The sequence below is a fragment of the Zwartia lucis genome (genome assembly GCF_965234455.1).
In the GTDB taxonomy this organism is placed as follows: domain Bacteria; phylum Pseudomonadota; class Gammaproteobacteria; order Burkholderiales; family Burkholderiaceae_B; genus Zwartia; species Zwartia lucis.
Window position 1 is genome coordinate 202,801 of sequence record NZ_OZ248476.1, and the last position, 11,623, is coordinate 214,423.

Sequence of the window (11,623 nt, forward strand, 5' to 3'; positions counted from 1 at the left end):
TCTCCACCGTTGACAAGCTGACAGGAAACGCGTCAACCGAAAAACGCGGTGTCTTGTTGTCGACGAAGTTTTAAAAGTACTGAATGCGCTTCGATACTGACGTCGCCATAACAAATAGTTTGTCCTGGTGCGATATCGCGTATTAACTGACGATTCGCGATCAGGTAAAAAGGCGCTGGTGTATTGTCTGAGAGAGGAGCGGCGCGCATCAGTTCACCCTGAGCACCATCAATCAGATGATGATGACCGCCCATCGTGAGCGTCGAACCCGCGCGCAAAGGTTTGGTCGCGCGTGCGATCAAATCCAACACAGGTTTGGGTTTTTGGGCGCCGCTTGATTCACCCAGCGCGACCGCGTCGAGGACACTCGTGGCGGCTTCCAAACCAAGCAAGTGTCGGGGAATATATACCATCGCTCTTTGACCGTCGGTGCTCAAGATATGCCCTTTGCCTTTGAGTAGTGCCCACGACTCCAGATGTTCGCAGCGAATCACGACAAAGACTCCGCCGGCGAAACTCAGCTCATCAGGTTTTCTTAGGCAATGGAAAACGTCCAACACGCCTGTTTGGTTAAAGATGCCGCCTTCGGCTTGCAAGGAAAAAAATGTCGGCACCTCATGAACGCGCAAAATGGGTGCATGCAAGGCGGGTGTGTCTGCATGCATGCCCGTTGAGTTTGCCACGACTAGGAGCTCGCATAAGTCAGGCACCGCGCGTTGCGGTAGCGCAGCACACGCTTGGGCGCGCGCATGGACCATGCTCAGTGGCTTGGCGACATGGTTTGTATCCCAGAACTTTGCAAAGCCCGGGACATTGATTTCCAAGCCGTTGCTAAAGATTGTTTCTCGTTGGCTGTCGTAGACAAAATCGTACTCACTGGATTTGCCGGCCGACAAGATTTCAAAGCCCAGCGTTTGAGCCCAAGTGATCAAACCGATGAGCAAGGCTGGTTGATCGCCGTCCACGGGCGTAACAATCTTGCCTGTTAGCTGAGCCTGTCTCGCAAGCTCTGAACCGATCACGCTGTCGACCTCCTTTGAGGCTAGTGCGACATGCTTTCCGGCCTCGATAGCTAGGCGGCAATGTTTTGCGCCCGCTTCCGGATGACCGGTCGCCTCAGCCACTAAATCAAAGGGCAGCGACAATACAATTTGCAGGTCAGCGCACGCAAGATAATTGCCTTGATTCCAGGCGGCCAGAGCTTCTGCTTCAGTGGTGCAAACAGCGATATTTACCGCGTCGATACCGATCGATGTCAATGCTTCTACCGCAATATCCGTCGAGGTATCGACCGCGATACGAGCGTTCAGAAGCGGCACGCGCAGACCCTGCGCCAGAAAACTACGCCCGAATCCGCCACTTCCCACCACGCAAGTTTCAACGGGTTTATGAACATGGGCGTAGCGTTTCTGATAGTTCATATGCGTTTGTCTCTTGGATGATTGATTTATGACACCTAGACTGTCGTCTGAGCGACTTTGACGAGTATATTAGTTGTCATCACAGGAGTCACTTTCCTAGGTCTTTCCCCTTTCCACGTAAGGACACCCTCATGTCACGTCAGCAGGCTATCGAAGCAATCACTCAACATTTCGACTCTGGTGCCTTTATGCAGGACCTGGCAAGGCGCGTGGCAATCAAGACAGAAAGCCAGGTGCCTGAGTCTCATCCCTTTTTACGCAGCTACCTGACAGATGAAATCTCGCCCGCGCTCGAAGCGATGGGTTACAGCATACAAATTTTGGACAATCCCTCCGGTATCGCTGCGCCCTTTTTAGTGGCACGCCGCATCGAAGATCCAAGTCTACCGACTGTTTTGACGTATGGTCATGGCGATGTCATTCGAGGCCTCGAGGGGCAGTGGAAAGAGGGTCGTAACCCATGGCAGTTGACGCAAGTCGGCGAGCGCTATTATGGACGCGGTACCGCAGACAATAAGGGTCAGCACTCCATCAATATTGCTGCTCTTCGGGCTGTGCTTGAGACCCGAGGCAAGCTTGGATTTAACTCGACCATCATGATCGATACTGGAGAGGAAATCGGCTCTCCTGGCCTGCATGAATTTGCGAGACAACATCGCGAACTCCTCAGGGCCGATGTCTTGATTGGCTCTGATGGTCCGAGGTTGGCGCCTACGATGCCAACGATTTTTATGGGAACGCGCGGCGCGCTGAATTTTGACCTGGTTGTTGAGTTCAGGGAGGGTGGACATCACTCCGGCAACTGGGGTGGTTTGTTGGCCAACCCCGCAGTGGTGCTTTGCCATGCGATTGCCTCCATCATCGATGAAAAGGGTCATGTCAATGCGACGGATCTGATGCCTGACGCGATGCCCGCGTCGGTCAAGCGCGCGCTCGCGGATGTTGTGGTGGATCCAGGACCGGACGGTCCAGAAATCAATGACTGGTGGGGGGCTCGGGGCTTGAGCCAGGCTGAGAAAGTGTTTGGCTGGAACACTTTCGAAGTACTCGCGATGGTGTCGGGAAATCCAGAGCGGCCCGTCAATGCTGTGCCTCCTCGCGCCAAAGCGCATTGCCAAATTCGCTTTACGGTGGATAAAGATCCCGATACCTTTTTACCTGCGCTACAAAAGTTTCTTGACGCAAAAGGCTTCTCAGCCGTCAAGGTTGTGGGTCCCAGCCATGATGTGATGAATGCCACGCGGATCGATCCGGATCATCCCGCTGTGCAATGGGCGGTTCGTTCGATTACCCAAACAATGGGCCGCAAGCCCGCCGTACTTCCTAATCTAGGCGGTTCATTGCCCAATGATGTTTTTACCGACATTATTGGTGTGCCAACTATTTGGGTGCCGCACTCTTATGCGAGTTGCTCACAGCATGCGCCAAACGAGCACGTCCTTGACTTCATCATCAAGGAGGGCTTGCAAATCATGACCGGTATTTTCTGGGATATGGGTGAAGCACCACCCAAGAGAGGCTGAGCACACGCGATCAAGGTGTTGGATGGAAGTTTGCTAAGCTGAATTTAATTTTCAAATATATAAATAAACTGGTATATTTTTTATTTGCAGTTTTAACAAAAAATCTATAAAAATCAGGAAAACTAGAATGAAAATCAAATTAGTAGTGGCGGCAACTGCCACCGTAGTTGCTAGTTCAGCAATGGCTCAGTCGGCATTCCAAGGGTTTTATGGACAACTTAGTACTGGCTATGAAAATAATTCAGCTTCTGGGCTCAGTTCGCCCCTAACTTTAATGTATGGTGGTCAATCTTTAGCTGTTGGTTCTGTTAGCGCACCCAACCAAAGTTTTGGCGGAGCTCCACTGATTGGTGGGTTAGGGTATAACTTCTCCGTTGCCCCAAAGTGGCTAATAGGTGTTGGTGCTGACTACTCTTTCTTATCTCAACAGAGTTCTAGTTACAACTATAGCCTGAGTGGTTCTGGGGAAAATATAACTTTATCTGGGGCAAAAATAAAAGCATCAAATAGATTGAATATTTTTGTTGCAACTGGATATGAAATTGACAAAGACAAGTTGGTCTATTTAAAAGCAGGCTTTAGCTCTGTTAAGGGTGCTGTTTCGGCGCCAACCAATGCGTCGGTTGGAGGACAGACAATAGCTATTTCAGATGCAGGATTTAGTCCGTCAGGACAATCCAAAACTCTGAATGGTTATATTCTTGGTGTAGGTTACAAGCAGATCATCAGCGGTGGATTTTATGCATTTGCTGAGGGTAACTATATGAATTATGGCAAACAAAACTTTGGTAAAACAACCCCTGGACAATACGATTCAACTCTAACCACCAATACCAGTAGTGGGTTAAACACTTACCAATTACTCGTTGGCGTTGGTTACAGGTTCTAATTTAGTTTTACCTTTTACCCATCTTCAGTCATTTGAGGTGGATTTAATTATCCTATGACTTTGTTAGGATAACTCTTGGATTATTATGTTTAATCGTATTCCGCTATTAACACTTTCCATACTCATTGCAATGCTAGTGTCTGCATGTGGAGGGGATGGCTCTCCTAGTGCACCTTCAACTTCCTTTTCCTCCCAGCCAAGCTCTACTACGCCTTTGGGAACAACGAATGGTGTTATTAGCCCCTTTCAGGTGAAATTGCTAAATGCCTCAGGAAATCTAGATAGCACTTCTTCGGCCCGGGTGACCGTTGCCATTGCAAATCAGCCTAACTCTGGCTATTACCTTGGCATACTTGGTGGAGCAACTACTGTAAATGCTGTCGCAGGCATAGCAACTTTTTCAGAGTTAACAGTGACTCAACCTGGCAGTGGCTTTAGCTTAATGGCGAGTGCATCTGGATACGAATCATCTCAGAGCGTTCCATTTAATGTTTCTCCATCATTGGCGGGGTTTAATGCGACTGGAGTTGTTGAAGGGTGCGAAATTCTTTATGTTGGTGAACTAGGCCCAAACTTTCAGGGTCCAATAACAGCCTATCTCGCTCAACCTGACAATGCTATTGACTGCAATGGTGGCTCGGATTTTACAAATTATGCTGCTGACCATCCAGGTTATATTCCCAATACACCTCGAGATGCGTTGTTTGATTATGCAAAAACTCTCGGCAGTCCGAGTGCAATCCCCGGCGCATTAACCCCATTCACTGACTCTACAGGATACACATGGGGAATTATTGCTTCTGTTAAGAATTATCATTGGCCTTTTGATGTGGCAAATTATGCAGGTGACTCAACCATCCCTACTTCTGGTTGGCAGGCGGCACTCACAAATGCAATCCCACCTGGTGTTGTAACTTATACGTTTAATAATAAAAATCAGCAATTACTATTAACCAAAATTGATTCAAACGGCAATAATATTCTTTACTATTTTGTTACTGACCAATTCGGAAATATCTATTTCATGAAGTCAGCAAACAAAGCGAACAACACGCCAGAACTATTGGAACAATCCTTTAATGCCGCTGTTCTTCCAACGGGTTGGGTGAAGTCTTCCGGCTATCTAAAGCAAGATTTATTTGTAAATCCTGCCTATGGCGGAGATTCCAATACCATCGCTTCTTTTCAGGAGTTTAGAGACAATGCGGATAACGCATATACCCAGATAGCTTGGGCTACCTCAGGTAACAGTATCGCAGCCTTAATAGGATATCCAATGCCCATTTGGAATGGACCGATGGGTGGAAAAATAAATGGCAGTGCCGGTAATGATCTTTTATATGGGGCGTTGGCTGATGATCAGTTTTACCCTTCGAGTGGAGATGACTCCATTGATGGTGGTGATGGCATCAATACAGTAGTCTTTAGTGGCGTCAAGGATCAATACAAAATATCTAGCGCTAATGGAGAAACTACTGTTAGTGGTGTGGATGGAGTTAAAACGATGAAAAGAATTCAGTATCTACAATTTACAGATCAAAAAGTTTCCGTTAACTAAGAGGTCTTAGGGCTAGCATGATTTAAATAATGCCTCGCTTATGTGAGGTATTATCTTTTAGCCTTACGCCTATCTTTCCCTATTGATGGTTTGGATGACATCCTGAGCGATTTGTAGAATTTGATGACTCATTTCTGACGGGCTCAACTTACATTGCTTGATCAGCTCTGTCAAAACCTGATGGTTATGGCTAACCAAGCCTGAAAACAATGAATTTATAACTTCAGACTTTATCGAATAAGGCTGAAGCAGTGTATTCAAACAATTCTTCGGTTCGGCAGGATGAGTTTTATTGCTGATTTCTAGATAAGAGATTTTTAATAGATTGCCCAGTCTCTCAACTTTCGGCATTTTTATATTCTTCTTGATTTCGCTCAATTGGTCGAATCGAGAGATTTTTATAGATAGGGTGTCAGAAACTTTAATTTCAACATCGCAAGAAAGGATAGTTGTTGCGGGTGAGGAAAAGCGATAGTTTTTAAGAAAATGGAAAGGATCAAGACTATTGTGATACCTCACCAAAATCTCATCTTTAAAGACTCCTGTGATTTTGATTCCCTGATCAATTAGAAAATGAGTCCCATGGTTCGAATGATTTAATAGTTCGATGATGGGCATAAGTTTTGAGGTCTCCCCAATGCGAATTTTTCTACTGACTAAGTATGAATTTAGGCATTGATTGGCACTTTTCTTGCCAAAATCGCATTGAGTCCAACCCAAGACCAAGAGAATATCTTTGATCCCACGTGGTAATTTATCCATCCTATCCTGATAATTTTGTTCTGCTTTGAGCCCGCCATATCCCCAGCCGAAGTATTTTTGGTAATTTTCATAAAATGACACAAACCTAGAGTTCAGATTTAGGTCAGGATTTAATCGAATTTGTTGGTTTTTATCTAGCGCTACAGACTCAAAGTCGGGTAAAAGGTTTGATGGAGCGTAAATATTGATGGGCAAATTTTTTTTTATTGGAATAAGCCCTCGCCCAAATGAGCTATTTTGCAACGCGATATTGTCTGCTATTCCGCCTAAAGAGCGGAAAGAATCCAAAATTTGGGTGAACTCCATAGCTCTCTAGTGTTAAAGATTAAGTTGGCTGAAATTTTACTAATTTAGTATTTAGTGATTCTAAAGGGTGTTATGCCAATATTTTCTCCAGCCTCTAAAAATGTGCTCTTTATATCAGAGGCTAATGGAATTGTCTTTACCTCATCAGCGGCTTTATCTAACAATCCGAGAGCCTCTTATTTTACTAAAAGCAAGAAGTTAATCATTTGGATTCTCATGCTGGTATGCCCCGCAACAGTATTCGGGATGCAGATTTCTATTAAGACATTAACTGGAAAAAAAATTACCCTAGAGGTGGAGCCAACCGATTCCATCGATCACGTGAAGGCACAGATCCAAGATAAAGAGGGTATCCCGCCAGATCAACAAAGGCTGATTTTTGCTGGTAAACAATTAGAGGATGGTAGAACCCTTTCTTATTACAATATTCAAAAAGAATCTACCTTGCATTTGGTGCTCAGGCTCCGTGGCCCCTCTGCCGAACCTTCAGAAACTAATACGCAACTATCTTTGGTTCCGATCGCCTATCAAACAACCATCGCCTCAGCCTCGGGTAACGCCAACGCGCAGTCCGTGGGTGGCGCGTTGACGCAAATCGCGCAGGCGAGCATAGCGGGGACAGCAACCGTAGCCCAAGACCAGTTGCTCTACGCGATCTCAGGTCAGACCTCTGCACAGAGCATTGCGAACCTTGCACAAGGCATGTCCGGTGAAGTCTATGCGGCCACGGTCGCGGTGATGGCGCAAACCACGCAACGCACGCAACAAGCGGTGCTCAACCGCCTGGGCGACACGGCGGGTCTGGGGCTAAACATGCCCATGGCCTCTACCAATATGAGCACTCAGGTGGGAGGCGCTCCAAGCGCTTCAGTGAGCTCCAACCCGAGCGTCAACCCCAATGCTGATGCTCAATCCTTTTCCAAGGGCAATGTCTGGGGCGAGCTCGCCTACCAGCGCGGCAATCGTTCGAGCGACAGCCAGTCTGGTGGCTGGAGCAGCAACCTGTACCAGCTGACGTTTGGCTCAGATTTTTACTCTTCCAACGGCACGATCGCGGGTGCGGGTTTAGCGCTCTCGAGCACCACACTTAATCCTGTCTATGGCTCATCCACGATTCAACAAGGCTCGTTGTTTGCCTACGGCACGATGCCTGTGGAGACCTTTGTGCTCGATGCCATGGCCAGCGTGGGTTTGAGCTCAAGCGACCTCAAGCGCGCAGATGTGACGGGTCTGAGCGCAGGCTTTAGAAACAACGCAGTCTCGGGCAATGATGTCATGCTCAGCTTGGGCGTAAGCCGTCCGATGAATCTGGAGAGCGTGCGCATCACGCCTTTTGCTCGGGTCACCTGGCAGATGGTCTCGCAGTCTGGCGTCAATGAGGGTGATGTGGCCTCGGCGCTGAGCGTCAGTCGCTACACAGGCAATGGCGTGCGTGGGGTGATCGGCTTGGCTGCGGGCTCCAAGGCCAACAATCCGATGACGGCCAAGAACACCTACCGCACTTATGTCGGGATTGGTGCGGACTCCTCGGGACTGTTGAACCCAACGCTGAACGCCTCGCTTGCAGGGATAAACACCAACATCACCACACCGAGTGCAGGCACCGCGTTTGTCCAAGCTGGACTGTATGGCACAGCCAAGATGTCTGAGAACACCTTTGCCTATGCAGGCATCTCGGGCGAGGCACGCAGTGGCCAGACACTGGGTGCGATCAACGTGGGATTGAAGGTACAGTTTTAATTATTGGTAGTCATTAGCTTTTCTCCCAGAATTCAATGACTCATATATTCATTTCTTGCAAGACTAAAGCTTTCTCTAAATATGTTTGTTCTAACTATGATCTTTATCAATAAAAACAATTAGGTTTTTATTTTAAATGGCTTTAATCTAAGCTCTCAGCTGCTTAAGGAGTCAATGATGTCGAACCAAGATAAATGTCCCGTGATGCACGGCGGTAACACCACAGAAAGTCAATCCCCAATGGCGTGGTGGCCCAATGCATTGAAGCTGGAAATTTTGCACCAGCATGATACAAAGACGAATCCGCTCAAAGGTTTCAACTATCGCGAAGCAGTCAAAACGCTTGATGTTGTCGCGCTCAAAAAAGACCTGACTGCCCTGATGACAGACAGTCAGGACTGGTGGCCAGCCGACTGGGGTCACTATGGTGGTTTGATGATTCGCATGGCCTGGCACTCAGCGGGTACCTATCGGATCGCAGACGGTCGCGGTGGCGCCGGGACGGGGAATCAACGTTTTGCCCCTTTGAATTCATGGCCAGATAATGACAACTTGGATAAGGCACGTCGCTTGTTGTGGCCGATAAAAAAGAAGTATGGCAACAAGCTAAGCTGGGCAGATCTGATGATTTTGGCCGGCAACATTGGCTATGAATCAATGGGTTTGAAAACCTATGGTTTTGCATTCGGTCGCGAGGACATTTGGGCACCAGAAATCGATATTTACTGGGGCGCTGAAAAAGAGTGGATGGGGTCGAGTCGCTACCAAGGCGATGATCGCGAAACGCTTGAAAATCCACTCGCTGCTGTGCAAATGGGTCTGATTTATGTGAACCCAGAGGGTGTAAACGGCCAGCCCGATCCCTTGCGCACGGCACAAGACGTGCGTATGACTTTCAAGCGCATGGCGATGGATGACGAAGAAACGGTGGCGCTGACGGCCGGTGGCCACACGGTTGGTAAAGCCCACGGCAATGGCAGCGCTGCAAACTGCGGTCCTGCCCCAGAAGGTGCCGAGATCCAAGAGCAGGGACTTGGATGGATGAATCACGTGACCAGAGGCATCGGGCGCGATACAGTGACAAGTGGTATTGAAGGGGCGTGGACCACTCATCCCACTCAATGGGATAACGGTTACTTTCATATGCTTCTCAACTACGAATGGGAACTGACAAAGAGTCCCGCCGGTGCGTGGCAGTGGGCACCTATCAATATCAAAGAGGAAGACAAACCCGTTGATGTTGAAGATTCCTCCATTCGTCTGAAGCCCATGATGACGGATGCGGATATGGCCATGAAAATGGATCCTGAGTACCGCAAGATTTCTGAAAAGTTCCACAAAGATCCTGCGTACTTCACCGAGGTATTTGCGCGGGCATGGTTCAAACTCACCCACCGTGACTTAGGACCCAAAACGCGCTACATCGGCCCCGACGTGCCCAAAGAGGACTTGATTTGGCAAGATCCAGTGTCTGCTGGCAATCAGCGCATGGATGTCAACGCAGTCAAAGCCAAGATCGCTGCAAGCAGTTTATCTGTCAGCGAGATGGTGGCGACAGCCTGGGATAGTGCTCGGACCTTCCGAGGCTCCGATTTGCGCGGAGGTGCCAATGGTGCGCGCATTCGCTTGGCTCCCCAGAAAGATTGGGAAGGCAACGAACCCAAGCGTCTGGCCAAGGTCCTTGGTGTACTGGAAGGCATCGCCAAAGCCACTGGCGCAAGCATTGCCGACGTTATTGTGCTGGCAGGTGGCGTGGGGATTGAGCAGGCGGCCAAAGCGGCAGGTCATGTTGTGACGGTTCCGTTCACGCCTGGTCGGGGTGACGCAACACCTGAGCAAACAGATGCTGAGTCATTCGCCGTACTCGAACCTATCCATGATGGGTATCGCAACTGGTCTAAACAGCACTATGCGGTGAGTGTCGAAGAACTGATGCTTGATCGCACACAACTGATGGGCCTGACGGCACAGGAAATGACGGTCTTGGTTGGCGGTATGCGTGTGTTGGGTACCAACTACGGCGAGACAAAGCATGGTGTGTTCACAGCGCGCGAAGGTGTCTTGACGAATGATTTTTTCGTGAATCTGACCGACATGGCCTACACCTGGAAGCCCACAGGTCGTAATAGCTATGATATCGTCGAGCGCAAGTCTGGCAAGACAAAGTGGACCGCGACACGCGTCGATCTGGTGTTTGGTTCGAACTCAGTGTTGCGTTCTTACGCAGAAGTCTATGCGCAGGATGACAACAAAGAGAAATTCGTTCAGGACTTTATCGCCGCATGGACCAAAGTCATGAATGCGGATCGTTTTGACGGTTGAGTGATTGTTTAAGTAGGTAGAAAAGGCCGGGTTGATCGGCCTTTTTCCTTTTGTTCAAGAAGTTGACTGATTCAGACGTTGCGCAATGTCTAAGACACTAATCACTTCAACATTTTCTTTTACGACCCAGCCTTTTTCGACGGGTGAGACAATGTATGCCGCCTCAACCCCGACATCTTCACATGCTTGCCAGAATCCTTTCGTTACCTTAGGCGCACTGGAAAACTTTACTTCAAAACCAATTTTTTTAAGACCGATCTCAACCACTACATCTAATTCAGCACCAGCAGCGGTTCGATAAAAAGACATCGTTGCACCATCTGGAAGGTGTAAGGTGGAACGGAAACTCAAGACAACTTTTTGCTAGAGTTTAAGCTGTAGGTTCCAGTTCAATTGCAGCCGCTCGGCGCTGCCCCGTGTTTACTTCTGTTGTTGCAGTTGCTTTGTTGTCTTTCACTATACTGCCAGAAACGTCTGAGGAGCGTAGCGGATCAGACGTTTCTGGCAGTGAATCACCATATTTTTCAAGAATCATCGCGCCGCCGCCGCTCGCGGTTTGATACACCGCATCTGGCGTTTGGTTACTAAGCGACTGGTGAGGCCGCTCTTCGTTGTAGAAAGCAAAGTACGCACTCAGTCCGATTACCAATTCACCCATCGTGGCGTAACCCTTGAGATAAATGTCTTCATATTTGACGCTGCGCCAGAGGCGTTCGACAAAGATGTTATCAAAGGCACGGCCTCGGCCATCCATGCTGATGACAACGCCCGCGCGTTTGAGTACCTCTGTGAAGGCAAGACTCGTAAACTGAGAACCTTGATCGCTGTTGAATATTTCGGGCGTGCCATGGTGGCGTAGCGCCTCTTCAAGGCAGTCAACGCAAAACACTGCATCCATACTGTTGCTGATGCGCCAGCTCAGCACCCGACGTGAATACCAATCAATGATGGCTACCAGATAGGCAAACCCATGAGCTAGGCGAACGTAGGTGATGTCTGTACTCCAGACTTGATTGGGCCTGACAACAGGTACACCACGCAACAGATACGGATAGACCTTGTGCTCGGGGTGAGCGCGGCTCGTGTTCGGACCAGGTGCCAT

At 48.6% G+C, this 11,623-nt stretch carries 8 protein-coding genes and 1 pseudogene; 5 read left to right on the forward strand and 4 right to left on the reverse strand.

Features of this window, described 5'->3' with window-relative positions; translation table 11 throughout:
* Positions 1–32 precede the first annotated feature (32 nt).
* Positions 33–1,421, reverse strand: a complete 1,389-nt coding sequence (locus AC8GE9_RS16550) for an NAD(P)H-dependent oxidoreductase (RefSeq protein ID WP_506678262.1) — start codon at positions 1,419–1,421, stop codon at positions 33–35.
* A 131-nt stretch (positions 1,422–1,552) separates the two neighbouring features.
* On the opposite strand from AC8GE9_RS16550, the gene AC8GE9_RS16555 reads away from it, so the two are divergent.
* The 3 genes from AC8GE9_RS16555 (at position 1,553) to AC8GE9_RS16565 (ending at position 5,391) form a co-directional block, all read left to right on the forward strand.
* The gene (locus AC8GE9_RS16555; RefSeq protein WP_506678263.1) at positions 1,553–2,944 is read left to right on the forward strand and encodes a M20 family metallopeptidase; all 1,392 of its coding nucleotides are present in this window, start codon (positions 1,553–1,555) and stop codon (positions 2,942–2,944) included.
* Positions 2,945–3,071: 127 nt separating this feature from the next.
* Positions 3,072–3,833 (forward strand): outer membrane protein, encoded by a 762-nt coding sequence (locus AC8GE9_RS16560; RefSeq protein ID WP_506678264.1) that lies wholly within the window; start codon positions 3,072–3,074, stop codon positions 3,831–3,833.
* Positions 3,834–3,918: 85 nt separating this feature from the next.
* Positions 3,919–5,391: a hypothetical protein gene (locus AC8GE9_RS16565; protein ID WP_506678265.1), complete on the forward strand. Its 1,473-nt coding sequence runs from the start codon at positions 3,919–3,921 to the stop codon at positions 5,389–5,391.
* 69 nt (positions 5,392–5,460) lie between these two features.
* Here AC8GE9_RS16565 and AC8GE9_RS16570 read toward each other — a convergent pair whose 3' ends face one another.
* Entirely contained in the window at positions 5,461–6,459 is a 999-nt protein-coding gene (locus AC8GE9_RS16570) for a hypothetical protein (protein ID WP_506678266.1), read from the reverse strand.
* A 246-nt stretch (positions 6,460–6,705) separates the two neighbouring features.
* Here AC8GE9_RS16570 and AC8GE9_RS16575 point away from each other — a divergent pair, with 246 nt between their 5' ends.
* Entirely contained in the window at positions 6,706–8,199 is a 1,494-nt protein-coding gene (locus AC8GE9_RS16575; protein WP_506678267.1) for a ubiquitin-like protein, read from the forward strand.
* A gap of 177 nt (positions 8,200–8,376) precedes the next feature.
* A complete protein-coding gene (gene katG, locus AC8GE9_RS16580; RefSeq protein WP_506678268.1) occupies positions 8,377–10,521 on the forward strand; it encodes a catalase/peroxidase HPI in 2,145 nt (714 codons plus the stop codon).
* A 54-nt stretch (positions 10,522–10,575) separates the two neighbouring features.
* On the opposite strand, the gene AC8GE9_RS16585 is transcribed toward katG, so the two are convergent.
* Entirely contained in the window at positions 10,576–10,830 is a 255-nt protein-coding gene (locus tag AC8GE9_RS16585; protein ID WP_506678269.1) for a DUF4143 domain-containing protein, read from the reverse strand.
* Between the two features lie 208 nt (positions 10,831–11,038).
* Positions 11,039–11,623, reverse strand: a pseudogene (locus AC8GE9_RS16590) (IS3 family transposase); the annotation flags it as partial.

Bases quoted from the DNA above. Each gene is read 5' to 3' on its own strand.
- AC8GE9_RS16550 (WP_506678262.1), bottom strand. From the start codon at position 1,421: ATGAACTATCAGAAACGCTACGCCCATGTTCATAAACCCGTTGAAACT.
- AC8GE9_RS16555 (WP_506678263.1), top strand. From the start codon at position 1,553: ATGTCACGTCAGCAGGCTATCGAAGCAATCACTCAACATTTCGACTCT.
- AC8GE9_RS16560 (WP_506678264.1), top strand. From the start codon at position 3,072: ATGAAAATCAAATTAGTAGTGGCGGCAACTGCCACCGTAGTTGCTAGT.
- AC8GE9_RS16565 (WP_506678265.1), top strand. From the start codon at position 3,919: ATGTTTAATCGTATTCCGCTATTAACACTTTCCATACTCATTGCAATG.
- AC8GE9_RS16570 (WP_506678266.1), bottom strand. From the start codon at position 6,459: ATGGAGTTCACCCAAATTTTGGATTCTTTCCGCTCTTTAGGCGGAATA.
- AC8GE9_RS16575 (WP_506678267.1), top strand. From the start codon at position 6,706: ATGCAGATTTCTATTAAGACATTAACTGGAAAAAAAATTACCCTAGAG.
- katG (WP_506678268.1), top strand. From the start codon at position 8,377: ATGTCGAACCAAGATAAATGTCCCGTGATGCACGGCGGTAACACCACA.
- AC8GE9_RS16585 (WP_506678269.1), bottom strand. From the start codon at position 10,830: ATGTCTTTTTATCGAACCGCTGCTGGTGCTGAATTAGATGTAGTGGTT.